The organism is Pseudomonas sp. PDM22 (genome assembly GCF_014851965.1).
GTDB lineage: Bacteria > Pseudomonadota > Gammaproteobacteria > Pseudomonadales > Pseudomonadaceae > Pseudomonas.
Window position 1 is genome coordinate 171,795 of the sequence record NZ_JACVAR010000005.1, and the last position, 16,315, is coordinate 188,109.

General features: G+C 65.3%; 17 protein-coding genes. 14 read left to right on the top strand and 3 right to left on the bottom strand.

Features of this window, described 5'->3' with window-relative positions; genetic code table 11:
• Window positions 1-295 precede the first annotated feature (295 nt).
• The 6 genes from IB255_RS18755 to IB255_RS18780 all read left to right on the top strand — a co-directional run bounded on the left by IB255_RS18755 (window position 296) and on the right by IB255_RS18780 (window position 5,258).
• Complete coding sequence (locus IB255_RS18755) at window positions 296-748, top strand: hypothetical protein (protein WP_081519832.1); 453 nt, start codon at window positions 296-298, stop codon at window positions 746-748.
• A 1-nt stretch (window position 749) separates the two neighbouring features.
• Window positions 750-1,328, top strand: coding sequence for an adhesin (locus tag IB255_RS18760; RefSeq protein WP_081519831.1), 579 nt, complete (start codon window positions 750-752; stop codon window positions 1,326-1,328).
• Window positions 1,329-1,383: 55 nt separating this feature from the next.
• Complete coding sequence (locus IB255_RS18765; RefSeq protein WP_151187039.1) at window positions 1,384-2,388, top strand: heme utilization protein; 1,005 nt, start codon at window positions 1,384-1,386, stop codon at window positions 2,386-2,388.
• A 75-nt stretch (window positions 2,389-2,463) separates the two neighbouring features.
• On the top strand, window positions 2,464-3,144 hold the full coding sequence (locus IB255_RS18770; RefSeq protein ID WP_045217496.1) for a C39 family peptidase: 681 nt from the start codon (window positions 2,464-2,466) through the stop codon (window positions 3,142-3,144).
• 46 nt (window positions 3,145-3,190) lie between these two features.
• Complete coding sequence (locus tag IB255_RS18775; protein WP_081519829.1) at window positions 3,191-3,931, top strand: hypothetical protein; 741 nt, start codon at window positions 3,191-3,193, stop codon at window positions 3,929-3,931.
• A 52-nt stretch (window positions 3,932-3,983) separates the two neighbouring features.
• The gene (locus IB255_RS18780) at window positions 3,984-5,258 is read left to right on the top strand and encodes a hypothetical protein (protein WP_192210669.1); all 1,275 of its coding nucleotides are present in this window, start codon (window positions 3,984-3,986) and stop codon (window positions 5,256-5,258) included.
• Window positions 5,259-5,561: 303 nt separating this feature from the next.
• On the opposite strand, the gene IB255_RS18785 is transcribed toward IB255_RS18780, so the two are convergent.
• Window positions 5,562-6,896 carry a sigma-54 dependent transcriptional regulator gene (locus IB255_RS18785; RefSeq protein WP_081519827.1) on the bottom strand — a complete coding sequence of 445 codons (1,335 nt, stop codon included), beginning with the start codon at window positions 6,894-6,896 and terminating at the stop codon, window positions 5,562-5,564.
• 131 nt (window positions 6,897-7,027) lie between these two features.
• Window positions 7,028-8,518 (bottom strand): RimK family protein, encoded by a 1,491-nt coding sequence (locus IB255_RS18790; RefSeq protein WP_138215605.1) that lies wholly within the window; start codon window positions 8,516-8,518, stop codon window positions 7,028-7,030.
• Window positions 8,519-8,660: 142 nt separating this feature from the next.
• Here IB255_RS18790 and IB255_RS18795 point away from each other — a divergent pair, with 142 nt between their 5' ends.
• Window positions 8,661-9,755 (top strand): GNAT family N-acetyltransferase/peptidase C39 family protein, encoded by a 1,095-nt coding sequence (locus tag IB255_RS18795; RefSeq protein ID WP_192210670.1) that lies wholly within the window; start codon window positions 8,661-8,663, stop codon window positions 9,753-9,755.
• Window positions 9,756-9,765: 10 nt separating this feature from the next.
• On the opposite strand, the gene IB255_RS18800 is transcribed toward IB255_RS18795, so the two are convergent.
• Window positions 9,766-9,924 carry a hypothetical protein gene (locus IB255_RS18800; protein WP_192210671.1) on the bottom strand — a complete coding sequence of 53 codons (159 nt, stop codon included), beginning with the start codon at window positions 9,922-9,924 and terminating at the stop codon, window positions 9,766-9,768.
• A 160-nt stretch (window positions 9,925-10,084) separates the two neighbouring features.
• Between IB255_RS18800 and IB255_RS18805 the strand changes: the two genes are divergently transcribed.
• The 7 genes from IB255_RS18805 (at window position 10,085) to IB255_RS18835 (ending at window position 16,161) form a co-directional block, all read left to right on the top strand.
• On the top strand, window positions 10,085-11,287 hold the full coding sequence (locus IB255_RS18805) for an ABC transporter substrate-binding protein (RefSeq protein WP_192210672.1): 1,203 nt from the start codon (window positions 10,085-10,087) through the stop codon (window positions 11,285-11,287).
• An 11-nt stretch (window positions 11,288-11,298) separates the two neighbouring features.
• The gene (locus IB255_RS18810; protein ID WP_192210673.1) at window positions 11,299-12,282 is read left to right on the top strand and encodes a YVTN family beta-propeller repeat protein; all 984 of its coding nucleotides are present in this window, start codon (window positions 11,299-11,301) and stop codon (window positions 12,280-12,282) included.
• Window positions 12,283-12,308: 26 nt separating this feature from the next.
• Window positions 12,309-13,040, top strand: coding sequence for an ABC transporter ATP-binding protein (locus IB255_RS18815; RefSeq protein ID WP_192210801.1), 732 nt, complete (start codon window positions 12,309-12,311; stop codon window positions 13,038-13,040).
• The gene (locus IB255_RS18820; RefSeq protein ID WP_081519821.1) at window positions 13,037-13,855 is read left to right on the top strand and encodes an ABC transporter permease; all 819 of its coding nucleotides are present in this window, start codon (window positions 13,037-13,039) and stop codon (window positions 13,853-13,855) included. The genes IB255_RS18815 and IB255_RS18820 overlap by 4 nt, the downstream gene beginning before the upstream one ends.
• A gap of 105 nt (window positions 13,856-13,960) precedes the next feature.
• Window positions 13,961-14,536 carry a PQQ-dependent catabolism-associated CXXCW motif protein gene (locus tag IB255_RS18825; protein ID WP_192382399.1) on the top strand — a complete coding sequence of 192 codons (576 nt, stop codon included), beginning with the start codon at window positions 13,961-13,963 and terminating at the stop codon, window positions 14,534-14,536.
• Between the two features lie 42 nt (window positions 14,537-14,578).
• Window positions 14,579-15,244: a response regulator AgmR gene (agmR, locus tag IB255_RS18830; protein ID WP_024764454.1), complete on the top strand. Its 666-nt coding sequence runs from the start codon at window positions 14,579-14,581 to the stop codon at window positions 15,242-15,244.
• 56 nt (window positions 15,245-15,300) lie between these two features.
• On the top strand, window positions 15,301-16,161 hold the full coding sequence (locus IB255_RS18835) for a DMT family transporter (protein WP_081519819.1): 861 nt from the start codon (window positions 15,301-15,303) through the stop codon (window positions 16,159-16,161).
• Window positions 16,162-16,315: the final 154 nt, after the last annotated feature.

Below are 16,315 nucleotides of genomic sequence, written 5' to 3' on the forward strand. Positions count from 1 at the left end.
AAACACTCGACACGCCGCAAACGCTGACGGGCCCTGCTTCGGGCCTTCCCACCCAAAGTTGTGTATCAGCCGCGCAACAGAATCCGCCTCTCCCGTGATACGGGCCGCGTGCTAGGGCCCGCGCGCGGCTTTCGTACGAACGTCCTGTATCAGCGCCGAGACATCCGCTCCGTGATGGCTCACATGGCCTTACGCCATGTCATTGATTCTCAATAGCTGATTAAAAGCGGCACGGCCCCTGCTCCACCTTGGTACCGCTGGTTAGGGCTCAGCGCACCAAGAAGGAACCGCCATCATGGGGACCATCGACTCACGGATAGTCGGCATTCTCGTCACGCTCGCTTGCGGCGCGGCCAGCGTCCCGTTGTGTCCGCTCGCACAAGCCGGCGACGGCACCATCGTCCTGCAGCGCCAGGTGCAACCGCGCGTTGCCACCCGGCCGACCGACATTCCCGACCCGAACCCGATCACCGTCAACCCGAACATCTCCGACCAGATCGTGCGCCAGACCGGCAATGCCGAACTGAGCGACAGCGATTTCGCCGGCGTCACCAGCGGCTCCAGCCTGCAGCGGCACATCCTGCCCGGCGGCCAACTGGTGGGCATGGACAACGGCGCCAACCAGACCCTCAACGGCAACGGCCTGGGGGCTGGCGCGGCTGGCGGCGGCGCCGGCATCTCCAACTCGGTGAACCGCACCGTCCAGCAGGGGCTCTCGCCCCTGCGCATGCTGACGGGGGACCGCTGAGATGAACGCCCGCCTGCTCGCTCTTCCACTCCTGCTCTGCAGCTTCACGGCCCTGGCCGCTGATCCTTCGACGGTCAACAACGCCAGCATCGACAGCGCCGTGCGCAACTACCGCGGCGTCGCCAGCGTGAACCAGGCCGCCGGTGACTCCCAGCAACAGGCCAACGGCCGCGCCATCGCCATCGGCAGCAATGCCCAGGCCACCACCCAGTTCCGCCAGGCGGTCAACGCCAGCGTCGACCTCAACCAGGCCGCGTCCGCCAGCATCACCGGCAACGCCTTCACCAACGGCAACGGCGCACTGGGCGTGAACCAGGCCGCCGGGGCTGCCAACCAGCAAGTGAACGCCATGCGGATCAGCGTCAGCGCCATTCCGCAGAGCGTCGATGACAGCGTGCTTTCCCAGCAGAACGTCGCGCTGCCAGTGAACTCAGGCTCGAAGGACTCCACCACGGGTAGCCGGCAGGTCGTCACCAGCGACCAGGCCTTTGCCGGCAGCCGAGGTGTCGTCCAGATGAGCCAGAGCGCCGGGGTCGGCAATCGCATTGCCAACACCCTGAGCATCCGGGTCGCGGATTGACCCAAGCCAACTCCAATAACACTAAACACGCCAAACAAAGCAAAGGAGATACACCATGAAACCAAGAATGGCTCTGAAGCCTCTGGTTTTCGCTGTTGCAGCGGTCATGGCTGTAGCAGTGCAAGCAGATAATCGCGACAACGACCGGGGTCGTGGCCATCACGACAACCATGGCCATCATCACCAGCAACCCAAGCCTCCGTACGATCCCTACAAGGACCCGCGGATCGATGCAGGCGCCAGCGCCACGGTGGAAGACACCCAGGAGAGCAGCGACAACACCGTGGTGAACATGGGCACCAAGAACAACGCGACAGTCGACGGATCGTTGGGGAACGCATCCGGCAACGTGGGCGTCAACGTCGCCGCTGGCGACATGAACCAACAGGCCAACGCTGCCGCCCTGGCGACTGCCGATGAGAAGTTCATCTTCGGTACCGCCTATGCGTCGACTGAAGTGACCCAGAACAACACGGACAACCAGGCCTGGAACTTCTCCACCACCAACAAGGCGTCGCTGAACAACTCCGGCAGCAACTCCTCAGGGAACATCGGCATCAACATCGCCTCGGGCAACTACAACCAGCAGAAAAACGACATGGCAGCCGCCGTGTCCGGTGGTCGTAGTGCTGACTCCTACAGTGGCGCCACCCAGACCTCCAGTGGCAACACCGTGGGCAACGTGGCCTTCCTGACTTACGAGAAGGAAACCTTGCGCTCCACCTTCAGCGCCCATGGCACCTACAAGGGCGCAGGCGCAGGCTACGTGGTCGACGAGTCGGGCCGTGGCGGTCATGACGACAGCCGTCACAGCGGTGGCAGCAAAACCGACAAGGATCCGCTGTTCTTCGTCGAAGCTGGCACTGTTGACCTGAGAGGCCAGGCGACCTATCAGGTGCTGATCCCCACCGGCTGGAAAGACCCGGTGCGCAACGATGCCTCCATCAACAACTCGCTCAACAACGTCTCGGGCAACCTGGGCGCGAACGTTGCGGCTGGCGTAGGCAACCAGCAGAGCAACTCGCTGTCCATCGCCGCAGGCTGCAAATCCTGCCTGTAAGCGAACTGGCGTAGCACCTGGAGGCTCCGGCGACGGAGCCTCCTTCTCCTAAGGCCACCCCAAGGCGTCACGATCATGCGTACGTCCGCCCTGCTTTTGCTCGCCCTCTTCAGCCTCACGACGCAGGCCGCGCAACTCCCCTTCGCCATCCTTCCCGGCGGGTCGATGGCCTACAAGCACGTCGAGAGCATCCGCGAGCGCAAGTTCAGCAACCTGGTCCAGCAGAAGACCGACTTCAGCTGCGGCGCCGCCGCGCTGGCGACGATCCTCCGCCAGGCCTATGCGCTGGACGTGGACGAGGAATTCGTGATCAAGGGGATGCTCGTCCGGGCCGACCCGGACCTGGTGCGCACGCAGGGCTTTTCGATGCTCGACATGAAGACGTATCTCGAAGGCATCGGCATGCGCGCACGCGGGTACCGAATCCCGCCGGCGTCTCTGGAGAAGCTGACGATCCCGGTGATAGTGCTGATGGATATCCGTGGCTACAAACACTTCGTCGTGATGCAGCGTGCCTATAAAGGCTACGTCTACATCGGCGACCCGGTGCTGGGCCACAAGCGCTTCACCCAGGAAGATTTTCTCAAAGGCTGGAACGGCATCATCTTCGCCGTCATCGGTCCGGGCTACGAACAGGCCAACGCCCTGATGAACCCGCCCGACCCACTGACGGCCAGGGACCGAATCAATGCGTTCAGCCCGGTCAAGGATGCAGAGCTCATGGAATTCGGTTTCATCCAGAGCGACTTCCTCTGAGACCGCACAAGAATGGAAGGCAGGAATCCTTCCGGGGAGAACCCTAATGAAAGTGATCCCGCTGCTTGCCGCCACCTGCATAGTGGCCTGCCTGCCGGTCCAGGCGGAAAGTGTCTTCAAGCCGATCGAACTGAAGGATCATGAGCTGGCCCAGCTGCGCGGCAAATACGTGATGCCGGGCCGGGTCATCAGCTTCGGCATCGTCATGAGCAGTACCTGGAAGAACGCCGTGGGCGACAACATCGGCGCCAAGGTCAGCATGCAGATCCAGGAGTCCACCATCAAGCCGCAGTTCTACGTCACCACCATCGACGAGAAAGGCAGCGGCGCGGCACCGGCCGCAGGCACCGGTACCGTCACCGGTGGCGCCGGACTCAACCAGACCCAGGGCGTCACCCAGAGCGTTCGCGCCGCGGGTGATTACAACACCGCTTCCAACAACGTCAGCATCGACGTGAAGGAAGCCAACCAGGCCCCGCCGGTAGCAGCCCCACAGGGCACGCCACTGGACGCCACCCCTGTCACCGCCAGCAATGCGGCCGGCACCGTCAGCGTGTCACCGAGCAACGGCGGCGTGCAGATGGCGATCAACGCCAACGGCCAGGGCGCCGCCATGCAGCAACTCGCCGCCGGCGGCCTGCTCCAGGCCGCGCAGATGGTGGGTGGAAATAATGCCGTCAACAACCTGGCACAGCTCAGTGTGGTACTCAAAAACAACCTTCCGTCGTCTGGAGCGCTGGACTGCAATCTCGACCAACTCAAAGGGCTTCGCACCATGGGTATGTGATCTACGCTCCAGTGCGACTGTGAGGTCCAACCTATAAGAAGGACAGCGCGCCATGCACCGATCGCTAACGCTAGGAACTGCAATCTGTGTATCCGCATTACTCCCCTCGACCTTCGCCGCCGCCGCGACGGAAGCCGAGGTGGAGACGTTGAAGCAGGAGCTGCTCGAACTCAAGCAGCGCTACGAGACCCAGCAGAAGGCCCTGATGGTGCTCGAGCAACGGGTCAGGCAGGTCGAGGAGGCTCCGGCCACGCCCGCCCAGCCCAAGCGCCTGGTCACCTCCACCGGCAAGCCGACACCGCCCGGAACCGGCAACACCGTTGCCTCCAGCGGTAGCTCCTACGGCGAGTCGCTCAAGGACGACGCCAGCCCACCCAAGAGCGTGGAGAACCTCTACGACGAAGCCAGCGGCTTCTTCGGCAACGGCGCGTTCAGCTTCGAGACGGGCATCACCTATACCCACTACGACGCCAAGCAGCTGATCCTCAACGGCTTCCTGGCGCTGGATACGATCTTCCTGGGCAACATCGGCGTGGACAACATCAACGCCGACAACTGGACCCTGGACCTCACCGGCCGCTACAACTGGAACAACCGCTGGCAGTTCGACATAAACGCCCCCGTGGTTTACCGCGAGAGCACCTTCGAATCGTCCGGCGCCGGCAACTCCACGGCGCAGTCCACTGACGAGAAGGTCACCCGCGACCCGACCCTGGGTGACGTCAACGTCGGCATCGCCTACAAGTTCATGGACGAAACCGAATCGCGCCCCGACGCGGTGGTCAGCCTGAGGATCAAGGCCCCCACCGGCAAGGAACCCTACGGCATCAAGCTCAAGCGCGCCTCGGACAACGACAACCTCAACGTGCCCGAGTCCCTGCCTACCGGCAACGGTGTCTGGTCGGTCACCCCCGGCATTTCGCTGGTCAAGACCGTCGACCCGGCCGTGCTGTTCGGCAGCTTCTCCTACACCTACAACTTCGAAGAGTCCTTCGATGACATCAGCCCCACCCAGGGCGTGAAGCAGAAGGGCAAGGTCGACCTCGGCGACTGGTTCCAGATCGGTGCGGGCGTTGCCTTCGCCCTCAACGAGAAGACCAGCATGTCGTTCTCCTTCTCCGACCTGATCGCCCAGAAGAGCAAGATCAAGGCCGACGGCGGCGACTGGACCACCGTCACCGGCAGCGACGCCAACGCGGCGTACTTCAACTGGGGCCTGACCTACGCGTGGAGCCCCAACCTGACCATCGTGCCGAACCTGTCCATCGGCATCTCGCCGGATGCGCCGGATTTCAGCTTCAGCGTGAAATTCCCGTATTACTTCTGACGGCTCGGCTGTCCAACCGCAAAGGCCCCTGTTCGGGGCCTTTGTCATTCCTGCCACCGCAGGCGTTGACCGCGCCTGCCTTCTGATGCCCGCGATCCGCCGGCGGGGCCGGCGCTTCTTTTGCTCCGCCGTTGCAGACCCCGTGGCTTGGGCTTGATCGATGGGTATCGCTGCGCTCCACGCCATCCTACATTGGCGCGCCATTGTGATATCGGTGTGAGCGGAAATGCCTACAGATGCCGGCACGGAGCCAACCTGAAGGAGCGCCCCTCGGAGCTCCTTCAGTACTACGGCCACCCCGCCCTAGCGCAACTGATGCTTGTGCAACAAGCGATAGAAAGTCGGCCGCGAGATGCCCAGCATCCGCGCCGCCACGCTGAGGTTGTCACCGTGCCGGGCCAGCGCATCGCACATGGCCTGACGCTCGGCGCCAAGCTTGTACTCCTCCAGGGTCACCAGCGGCAGATGCGCCGAGCGCCCCTTCTCCCGCTCCAGGCCCAGGTCGCGGGCCTCGATCTGTCGCCCTTCGGCCAGTACCAGGCCGCGCCGCACCCGGTTGGCCAGCTCGCGCACGTTACCCGGCCAGCTGTGCTCGGCCATCGCCGCCAGCGCATCGTCCGAGAAGCGCCGCGGACGGCGGCCGGTCTCGACGCTGTAAAGGTGGGCGAAATGATTGGCCAGTAGCGCCAGGTCGCCATTGCGCTCGCGCAGCGGCGAAGTGGACACCTGCAGGACATTGAGCCGGTAGTAGAGATCCTCGCGGAACAACCCGGCGCGGATCGCCTGTTCCAGGTCGACGTGGGTCGCCGCCAGTACCCGCACATCGACATCGATCGGCTGGCTACCGCCGACACGCTCGATCTGCTTCTCCTGCAGCACCCGCAGCAGGTTGGCCTGCAACTCCAGCGGCAGGTCGCCCACCTCGTCGAGGAACAGCGTGCCGCCGTTGGCCTGTTCGAAGCGCCCGATCTTGCGCTGGTGCGCCCCGGTGAACGCGCCCTTCTCGTGGCCGAACAGCTCGGACTGGATCAGCGCCTCGGGCATCGCCCCGCAGTTGATCGCCACGAACGGCCGGACTGCCCGCCGCGACTGGCGGTGCAACGTGCGCGCCACCAGCTCCTTGCCGGTGCCGCTCTCGCCGCGGATCAGCACGGGAGACTCGGTCGGCGCGAACTTCGCCAGCAGCTTGCGCAACTCGCGCACATCGCGACTCTCACCCAGCAGCTCGTGCTCGTGCTCGTCGCTGTGTACGCTGCCGCGCCCGCGCAGACGGGCCATGCCGAAGGCGCGACCGAGGGTGACCTGCACCCGCGCCACATCGAAGGGCAAGGTATGGAAATCGAAGAACCACTCACTGACGAAATCGCCGACTTCATTGAGCGGCAAAGTGTCCGGGCTGAGCACGGCTATCCACTCCGTGCCGCTGCGGCTGATGAGTTCCTTGACGGACTCCCGGCGTTCGAGATGCCGGGGTTGAAGGCGCAGCAGGCCGACGTCACAACCGCGATTGCCAGCGTTATCCAGCTCGCAGCTGTCTACTTCCCACCCTGCTGCCCGGAGTCCGGGTAAAAGCCTGCGGCAGTCGTCGCACGGATCGACCACCAGCAGGCGACGAAGATTCGTGGCTGCCTCGAGCATGCTCCCTTCCTTGGCGCCATTATTTTGAAAAACTTTAAAAAACAGTCGGTTGGCGCTCCAATTTGTAACGCTAGCAATATCTTGACGCAGCCCATTGACCGTTTTCCTATAAGGTCAATGCCGAATCGATCTCACCACCCGCGACCGCGCCGCTTGACTTCCAGCCGCCGCACGAACTCTTCGAGCACCAGCTTGTAGAGATCGTCCCCCAGGTAGACGTCCTCTACCCCACAGTCGATGTTCGGGTTGTCGTTCACCTCGATGACCACCACCCGGTCCCCCGCCTGCTTCAAATCCACGCCGTAGAGCCCGTCGCCGATCAGGTTGGCGGTTTTCACCGCCAGTTCCACGACCTTGCGCGGCGCCTCATGGACCGCCATCGTGCGGAAATCACCGCTCACTTCCTGGGCGTCCGGGCTGTGGTCGTAGATCTGCCAGTGACCCTTGGACATGAAGTACTGGCAGGCGAATATGGGTTTCTGGTTCAAGACGCCGATCCGCCAGTCATATTCGGTATAGAAAAACTCCTGGGCGAGCAGCAGCACCGAGCGCTCGAACAGTTCCGCACTGGCCTTGAGCAGCTCCTCCTGGTTGGCCACCTTGATCACGCCGCGGGAGAAACTGCCGTCGGGGATCTTCAGCACCAGCGGGAAGCCCAGGCGCTCGCCGACCTTCTCCAGCTCCTGCGGGTTGTCCTTGTAGAGGATTTCGGTGGCCGGCATGCCCAGCTTGTGGCTGCGCAACAGGTCGGCGAGGTAGACCTTGTTGGTGCAGCGCAGGATCGACACCGGATCGTCCATCACCACCATGCCCTCGCTCTCGGCCTTCTTGGCGAAGCGATAGGTGTGGTCGCTGACACTGGTGGTCTCGCGGATCAGCAGGGCGTCGTACTCCGCCAGGCGCGAGTAGTCCTTCTTTTCGATCAGTTCGACGTCGATGCCCAGGCTGCGGCCGATGCGGATGAAGTTCTTCAGCGCCTTGCGGTCAGACGGCGGGAAGGCTTCTTCCGGGTCGTGCAGGATCGCCAGGTCGTAGCGGTACTGCTTGCGCGAACGCGGCTTGCGCCAGATCTGCCGGCTGAAGCCGTCCAGCGCGTTGGCGAACTGTTCCTCCTGGTCCTCGCGCAGCTTGTGGATGTTCCCCGGCTTCACGCCCTCGATATGCCAGCCCCGGTTCTTGCGGAACTCCACCAGCAGCATCGGGCACGGCAGCGCCTCGAACAGCTGGCGCGCCAGGTCCTGCAGCGGCTCGATGTCGGTGCGACCGAAGTACAGCGTCAGGGTGAAGCCATCGGTGCTGCCGTAGGGGTGGTCGGCCAGCGCCTTGTCGAGGGTCTTCTCCAGGTCTTCCAGCGCCAGGCTGTAGAGCGATTTCTTCGCCAGCTCGCTGATGCTGCGCACCGACGGGATCACCTTGTGCCCGCGCGCTTCGGCCAGCAGCGAGCAGTAATATCCGTGGCCCAGGTACTTGTAGTTGCGACACAGGTTGATTACCTGCACGCGCTTGCCGTTGTCGTCGTCGATGGGCATCTCCAGGTACTCCTGGGCGCTGACCACGTCTTCGCTGGGATAGTAGGAGGCCCAGTCTTCCTTGCGTTCCACGATGATGAACAGCTTGCTCACGACACCTCCGAAGCTGGCTGGCGCGCTTGCCGCGCCCTGCCCCTGGGACAATACTGGTTGAGCTTCGACCGCACGACGCAACGCCCGTTCGCAGCCAGCACCTAACAAGGTGCGCCCTCACCGATTAACGAATGCTTACCCTATGAAACTCCAGTTCCGCGCCGCTTCAGCCGACGACCTGCAAGCCCTGGTCGAGATGGAAAACCGCTGTTTCGAACACGACCGCCTGTCCCGCCGCAACTTCCAGTGGATGATCACCCGCGCCCACGCCAGCCTGACCGTCGCCGAATCCGACGGCCAGTTGCTGGGCTACGCGCTGGTGCTGTTCCACCAGGGCACCTCGCTGGCGCGCCTGTATTCCATTGCCGTGGACGAACGCGCCCGCGGCATCGGCCTGGGCCAGAAGCTGCTGGACCGCGCCGAGGCCGAGGCGCTGGAGAACGACTGCGCCTACCTGCGCCTGGAAGTGCGCCCCGACAACCGTGGCGCCATCGCCCTCTACGAGCGCAACGGCTACCGCCCGTTCGCCACGGTGCGCGACTACTACGAAGACCATAGCGAAGCCCTGCGCTTCGAAAAGCGCATCCGCCACATCAACGAGCGCACCCACCGCCACGTGCCTTACTACCGGCAGACCACCGAGTTCACCTGCGGCCCCTCGGCGCTGCTGATGGCCATGGGCGCACTGGAGCCCAAGCGCCGCCTGGAGCGCCGCGAGGAGCTGCGCCTGTGGCGCGAGGCGACCACCATCTACATGACCGCCGGCCACGGCGGCTGCAGCCCGCAAGGGCTGGCGCTGGCGGCGCTGCGCCGGGGCTTCCGCGTGCGCCTGTTGCTGTCGGAAGACGGCCCGCTGTTCCTCGATGGCGTGCGCAGCGAAGAAAAACGCGAGGTAATGCGCCTGGTCCATGAGGACTTCAGCGCCGAGCTGGCGCAATGCGATGTCGAGCAATTGCTGGTCAACCAGCTGGATATCGAGGGCGCGCTGGAAGCCGGCGGCCAGCCGCTGGTGCTGATCAGCAGCTACCGGCTGACCCGCTCCAAGGCGCCGCACTGGGTGGTGGTCACCGATTGTGACGAGGACTTCATCTACCTGCACGACCCCGACGTCGACCACAGCCAGCACCGCGAACCGCTGGACTGCCAGCACATCCCGGTGAGCCACGCGGAGTTCGAGCAGATGAGCCGCTTCGGCCGCAGCAAGCTGCGCGCGGCGGTGATCCTCTACAAGCGCTGAAGGCGGAGACCTAGGGCGCGCCGCGACAGGTCGTGACGCAACCCACCGGGGCCATGGGCGCACGCAGTTCCGCCGCCGGCAGGTAGCCGTTGCGGGTGTAGAGGAAGTCGAAGCCGAACAGGCTGAGCATCAGCAGGATCGGCAGGACGAGAGTGACGGCGATACGCATGGCGACGCTCCTCTTCTGGTTCTTGTAGCGCCATCCTAGGACGCGGGCGCGGCGCGCAACCTACTACCTTGGTACTGCCCCAACCGGTACTTTCTGCATATTTTCTGCACCCCTGACGCTTCCTATGCTGGCCGCACAAGAACCAGAAAGGAGTCGTCCCATGCGCCAGTTCGTCCTGCACGGCTTGGCCTATCTGCTGGCTGTTGCGTGCGCCGCTGCCTTCGGTCTCGACGCCCGCGCCGAAGAAGCTCCCGCGCTGGAAGTCCGCATCGGCTACCTGGGCTACACACCCGACCCCGGCCCGCTGCTGTCCAACGTCATCCCGGAACCTACCGACGCAGGCCTGCGCGGCGCGGAGCTGGCAATCACCGACAGCAACAGCACCGGGCGCTTCCTCAAGCACCGCTACAGCCTGCAAGCCGCCAGCACCGACACCCCGGAAAAACTGCTCACCGAGGCCCAGCGTCTGCACGACGCCGGCTTGCGCCTGTTCGTGGTCAACGCTCCCGCCGACACCCTGCGCCAACTGGCCGCCGCGCTGCCGGACAGCCTGCTGTTCAACGCCGGCGCCGCCGATGACGAGCTGCGCGCCAGCCAGTGCGCGGTGAACGTGCTGCACACCCTGCCCAGCCGGTTGATGCTGACCGATGCCCTCACCCAGTTCCTGGTGCTGCGCAAGTGGACGCGCTGGCTGCTGATCGTCGGCCAACGTCCGGAAGACGCCTTGTACGCCACCGCCCTGCGCCGTTCGGCCAAGCGCTTCGGCGCGAAGATCGTCGAGGAAAAGCCCTTCACCTTCGACAACGACCAGCGTCGCAGCGCCCAGGCCGACATGGCCCTGTTCACTCAGTCCAGCGAGGACTACGACGCCGTGCTGGTGGCCGACGAGCACGGCGACTTCGGCGAATACGTGCCCTACAACACCTGGCTGCCGCGCCCGGTGGCAGGTACCCAGGGGCTGGTCGCCACCGGCTGGCACAAGACCGTGGAAACCTACGGCGCCGCGCAGTTGCAGAAGCGGTTCGAGGAACATGCCGGACGCTGGATGAACGATCGCGACTTCGCCGCCTGGATCGCCGTGCGCAGCATCGCCAGCGCCGTGACGCGGCTGCGGGACGCCGACCCGATGGCGATCCGCAAGCTGTCGCTGTCCCCCGACCTGCCGCTGGACGGCTTCAAGGGCTACAAGCTCGGCTTCCGCCCCTGGGACGGCCAGCTGCGCCAGTCCATCCCGCTGGTGCAGCCGCGCGCGCTGGTCAGCACCTCGCCGCAGGAAGGCTTCCTGCACCCCGCCAGCGAACTCGACAGCCTCGGCCTCGATGCACCGGAAAGCCAGTGCCGCCTCGCCGAAGTCAATCCATAAGAAGAACTCCCATGAGGACCCCGCCCATGCCCCGCCTGCTTGCCCTCTCCTGCCTGAGCTTCGCCCTCGGACTGGTGCCGCCGGCCTTCGCCGCCACCGCCTACGTGTCCAACGAGAAGGACAACAACCTGAGCGTCATTGACCTGGACAGCATGAGCGTCACCGGCACCATCGACACCGGCAAGCGCCCACGCGGGTTGGCGCTGTCCCACGACAACAAGCTGCTGTACATCTGCGCGAGTGACTCGGACACCGTGCAGGTGCTCGATCTCGCCACCCGCAAGATCATCAGGCAGCTGCCCTCGGGCGCCGACCCCGAGCAGTTCGCCCTGCACCCCAATGACCGCTGGCTGTACGTCTCCAACGAGGACGATGCACTGGTCACGGTGGTCGACACCCAGACCGCCCAGGTGCTCGGGCAGATCGACGTCGGCGTCGAGCCCGAGGGCATGGCGGTGAGCCCGGACGGCCAGTGGGCGGTCAACACCAGCGAAACCACCAACATGCTGCATTGGATCGACACTTCGACCCAGAAGCTGGTGGACAGCACCCTGGTGGACCAGCGCCCGCGCCACGCCGAGTTCACCCACGACGGCTCGCAGGTCTGGGTCTCGGCGGAAATCGGTGGCACCGTCAGCGTGGTCGACACCGCCAGCCGCAAGATTCTCAAGACCCTGCGCTTCGCCATCCAGGGAGTACACCCCGACAAGGTGCAGCCGGTAGGCGTGCAACTGACCAGCGACGGCAAGCTGGCCTTCGTCGCCCTCGGCCCGGCCAACCATGTGGCGGTAGTGGATGCGAAGACTTTCGAGGTACTCGACTACCTGCTGGTGGGCCGCCGTGTCTGGCACCTCGCGTTCACCCCGGACGAGAAGACCCTGCTCGCCACCAATGGCGTCAGCGGCGACGTGTCGGTGATCGATGTCGCCTCGCGCAAGGTCACCAAATCGATCAAGGTCGGCCGCTACCCGTGGGGCGTGGTGGTGACGCCATGAACGCAGCCAGTATGAGTGCACCTGCCATGAATGCGCTGGCGGTCCGGGACCTCGGCTTCTCCTACGGTCCGCGCCTTGCCCTCGACGGCCTGGAGTTCGAGCTGCCCGCCGGGCGCTTCACCGCCCTGCTCGGCCCCAACGGCGCCGGCAAGTCCACCCTAGTCGCCCTGCTCACCCGCCTCTACGACCTGCAGCAGGGCGAGATCGACGTGCTCGGCTGCAGCCTGCGCCGCCAGCCGCGCCTGGCCCTGCGGGAGCTGGGCGTGGTGTTCCAGCAGAGCACCCTGGACCTGGACCTGAGCGTGGAGCAGAACCTGCGCTACCACGCCGCCCTGCACGGCCTGCCTCGCAGCGTGGCGAACGAGCGGATCGACGCCGAACTGGCCCGCCAGCAGTTGCAGGAGCGCCGCCGCGACAAGGTCCGTGCGCTCAATGGCGGGCACCGCCGCCGGGTGGAGATCGCCCGCGCCCTGCTGCATCGCCCGCGCCTGCTGCTGCTCGACGAAGCCAGCGTCGGCCTCGACCCGGCAGCACGCCAGGCGCTCAACAACCATGTGCGCCGGCTGTGCCGCGAGGACGGTCTGGCGGTGCTCTGGACCACCCACCTGCTGGATGAAGTGCGCGACGAGGATGCGCTGTTGGTGCTCGACCGCGGCCGCCTGGTCGCCCGGGGCGAGGCGCGGGATATCTGCGCCCCCGACGCCGGCAACCTGGAGCGCACCTTCGACCGCCTGACCCGCCTGGAGGCCTGCGCATGAGCGCCCTGGAAAACCCGCGCTTCGGCCCCGCCGCCTACTGGCAGTGCCTGTGCGGCATCGTCATGCGCGAATGGCTGCGTTTCGTCCTGCAGCGCTCGCGCTTCCTCAGCGCGCTGGTGCGGCCGCTGCTCTGGCTGCTGGTGTTCGCCGCCGGTTTCCGCGCCGCGCTGGGCATCTCGATCATCGAGCCGTACGACACCTACGTCACCTACGAGACCTACATCGTTCCGGGGCTGTGCTGCATGATCCTGCTGTTCAACGGCATGCAAGGCTCGCTGTCGATGGTCTACGACCGCGAGATGGGCAGCATGCGCGTGCTGCTGACCAGCCCGCTGCCGCGCGCGTTCCTGCTCGCAAGCAAGCTGCTGGCCACCGCGCTGGTGTCATTGCTGCAGGTCTATGCCTTCCTGCTGATCGCCTGGCTGTATGGCGTACAGCCGCCGCCCATGGGGCTGGTGGCGGCGCTACCGGCGTTGCTGCTGGCAGCCCTGCTGCTGGGCGCGCTGGGCTTGCTGCTGTCCAACGGCATCCGCCAGCTGGAGAACTTCGCCGGGGTGATGAATTTCGTCATCTTCCCGCTGTTCTTCCTCTCCTCCGCGCTATACCCGCTGTGGAAGATGCGCGAGGCCAGCCAGTGGCTGTACTGGCTGTGCGCGCTGAACCCGTTCAGCCACGCGGTGGAGCTGGTGCGCTTTGCCCTCTACGAGCGCTTCAACCTGCTGGCGGCGGGCGTCTGCCTGGGGCTGACGCTGCTCTTCGCCGGGCTTGCTGTGCTGACCTTCAACCCGCAGCACGCTGCCCTGCGCAAGGGGTGAAACCTACTACTTTGGTACCGGTTCGCCCCTCCGGACGTCGAATTTCCAAAGCTGCAGCGCCGGCATCTAATGGCCAGTACAAGAAGAACGGACAGAGATACCGCCATGCCTCGCCTTGCTCCTGCCCTGCCCGGCCACATGAGCGGCGGCCTCGCCGCGTGCCTGCTCAGCCTGACCCTCGCGCTGCCGACCGCGCAGGCTGAGGACGCGCCGCTGTTTTCCGCCGACGGCTACCGACAGGCCCAGTACCGCAGCCCGACTCCGCCCTCCGCCGACCACGCCACCACCCTCGACACCCCTGCCCTGCAGACGCTGCTCAAGCGCGAGCCGCAGACCCGGCTGGTGGACGTCTACCGCCGTACCTTCCTCAACGGCCAGTTCGTCGATGACGAAAAGCACCGCAACCTGCCCGGCAGCCTGTGGCTGGCCAACGTCGGCACCGGCACCCTGGAACCGCAGTGGCAAGCCTACCTGGAGCAGAATCTCGCCCGCCTCACCGACGGCGATGCCAGGCGCCCGCTGGTGTTCTACTGCCGTTCCGACTGCTGGATGAGCTGGAATGCCATCCGCCGCGCACATGCGCTGGGCTATGCCAGCCTCTACTGGTACCGTGATGGAATCGATGCCTGGGAACAGGCAGGACTGCCCCTGCAGGATGCGCAACCGCAACCCCTGAAGTAACTTGCGATCACCGCCCATAACGACAACAACGAGGTGCAGGCCATGTACAAGATCCTGATCGCCGACGATCACCCGCTGTTCCGCGAAGCCATCCACAACGTCATCGCCGACGGCTTCCCCGGCAGCGAAGTAATGGAAACCGCCGACCTCGACAGCGCCCTGGGCCTGACCCAGGAACACGACGATCTCGACCTGATCCTGCTCGACCTGAACATGCCCGGCATGCATGGCCTCAACGGCCTCATGAGCCTGCGCAACGAGGCGCCGACCATCCCGGTGGTGATCGTCTCCGCCGAGCAGGACAAGCAGGTCGTGCTGCAGGCCATCACCTACGGCGCCGTGGGCTTCATCACCAAGTCGTCGCCGCGCGTACAGATGACCGAGGCCATCGAGCAGATTCTCAACGGCAACGTCTACCTGCCGTCGGACATCATCCGCACGCAGAAATCCTCGCCGCGCCGCAGCGGCCAGGAAGACCACAGCATTCCGCCGGAACTGCTGCAGGCGCTGACCCGCAAGCAGCTGCTGGTGCTGGAGCGGATGACCAAGGGCGAATCCAACAAGCAGATCGCCTACAACCTGGAGATCGCCGAAACCACGGTGAAGGCCCACGTCTCCGCCATCCTGCGCAAGCTGAAGGTACACAACCGCGTGCAGGCCATCCTCTGCGCGGGCGATATCGACTTCGCCGCCTACCTGCGTCGCTGAAACGAGGCGCCGCTGATTCATAACGTGCCGTTGCGACCGCTACCGGGAACGACTCGATGCCCTCCACCCGCACCCTGAGCCTCACCGGCCTGGCGATGATCGCCTTCGCCGGCAACTCCATCCTCTGCCGCCTGGCCCTCAAGGCCACCAGCATCGACGCGGTGAGCTTCACCGGCATCCGCATCTTCTCGGGCGCGCTGATGCTTGCTCTGCTGCTGAAACTGCGCCATCGCGCCGCCAGCGACGGCGGCAACTGGCGCGCGGCGGCGGCGCTGTTCGTCTACGCCGCGGCTTTCTCCTACGCCTATGTGCAACTGGATGCCGGCACCGGCGCGCTGCTGCTGTTCGGGGCGGTTCAGGTGACCATGATCCTGGTCGGCCTGCTGCGCGGCGAAAGCCTGCGCGGACAGGCGCTGGCGGGTTTCCTGCTGGCCCTGGGCGGCCTGCTGGCCCAGTTGCTGCCCAGCGCCAGCGCGCCGCCGCTGGCGGGTGCGCTGCTGATGTTGCTGTCCGGCGTGGCCTGGGGGCTGTACTCGCTGCTCGGGCGCAAGGGCAGCGATCCGCTGGCGATCACGACGGGCAACTTCGTGCGCGCCATTAGCTTTGCGGCGGTGCTGGCGGTGTTCTTCCACGCCGATCTGCGGGTGGACACGCTGGGCGTCGTTTACGCCGTGCTGTCCGGCGCGGTGGCCTCGGGGATCGGCTATGCCATCTGGTACAGCGCGCTGCCGGGGCTGTCGGCCATCCAGGGCGCTTCGGTGCAACTGAGCGTGCCGATTCTCGCGGCACTCTCCGGCGCCGCGCTGCTGGGCGAGGCGATCAGCCTGCGGCTGGCGCTGGTGTCGCTGGCGGTGCTGGGCGGGATCGCCCTGATCCTGCTGGCCAAGGTACGCGCCCCCGTCGCCCAGCGCGCCTGATCCGCAGGGCGTACAACCGTTCGCGGTTGTACGCTGCTTCATCTCTGCTCGCCGCGCGCCCAGCTTGATACCGGAACACGATGAAACCACGGCCAAACGGCGGATAACGTCGAACGTTTTCCACCCTACTGAGGCATCCGGGAGCGCACCAGTA

What these genes read in the sequence shown, in the direction of transcription:
- IB255_RS18800 (WP_192210671.1), bottom strand. Translation starts at nt 9,924, where the DNA reads ATGCGTATCGCCGTCACTCTCGTCCTGCCGATCCTGCTGATGCTCAGC.
- IB255_RS18820 (WP_081519821.1), top strand. Translation starts at nt 13,037, where the DNA reads ATGAGCGCCCTGGAAAACCCGCGCTTCGGCCCCGCCGCCTACTGGCAG.
- IB255_RS18760 (WP_081519831.1), top strand. Translation starts at nt 750, where the DNA reads ATGAACGCCCGCCTGCTCGCTCTTCCACTCCTGCTCTGCAGCTTCACG.
- IB255_RS18835 (WP_081519819.1), top strand. Translation starts at nt 15,301, where the DNA reads ATGCCCTCCACCCGCACCCTGAGCCTCACCGGCCTGGCGATGATCGCC.
- IB255_RS18805 (WP_192210672.1), top strand. Translation starts at nt 10,085, where the DNA reads ATGCGCCAGTTCGTCCTGCACGGCTTGGCCTATCTGCTGGCTGTTGCG.
- IB255_RS18775 (WP_081519829.1), top strand. Translation starts at nt 3,191, where the DNA reads ATGAAAGTGATCCCGCTGCTTGCCGCCACCTGCATAGTGGCCTGCCTG.
- agmR (WP_024764454.1), top strand. Translation starts at nt 14,579, where the DNA reads ATGTACAAGATCCTGATCGCCGACGATCACCCGCTGTTCCGCGAAGCC.
- IB255_RS18770 (WP_045217496.1), top strand. Translation starts at nt 2,464, where the DNA reads ATGCGTACGTCCGCCCTGCTTTTGCTCGCCCTCTTCAGCCTCACGACG.
- IB255_RS18825 (WP_192382399.1), top strand. Translation starts at nt 13,961, where the DNA reads ATGCCTCGCCTTGCTCCTGCCCTGCCCGGCCACATGAGCGGCGGCCTC.
- IB255_RS18785 (WP_081519827.1), bottom strand. Translation starts at nt 6,896, where the DNA reads ATGCTCGAGGCAGCCACGAATCTTCGTCGCCTGCTGGTGGTCGATCCG.
- IB255_RS18780 (WP_192210669.1), top strand. Translation starts at nt 3,984, where the DNA reads ATGCACCGATCGCTAACGCTAGGAACTGCAATCTGTGTATCCGCATTA.
- IB255_RS18815 (WP_192210801.1), top strand. Translation starts at nt 12,309, where the DNA reads ATGAATGCGCTGGCGGTCCGGGACCTCGGCTTCTCCTACGGTCCGCGC.
- IB255_RS18810 (WP_192210673.1), top strand. Translation starts at nt 11,299, where the DNA reads ATGAGGACCCCGCCCATGCCCCGCCTGCTTGCCCTCTCCTGCCTGAGC.
- IB255_RS18795 (WP_192210670.1), top strand. Translation starts at nt 8,661, where the DNA reads ATGAAACTCCAGTTCCGCGCCGCTTCAGCCGACGACCTGCAAGCCCTG.
- IB255_RS18765 (WP_151187039.1), top strand. Translation starts at nt 1,384, where the DNA reads ATGAAACCAAGAATGGCTCTGAAGCCTCTGGTTTTCGCTGTTGCAGCG.
- IB255_RS18755 (WP_081519832.1), top strand. Translation starts at nt 296, where the DNA reads ATGGGGACCATCGACTCACGGATAGTCGGCATTCTCGTCACGCTCGCT.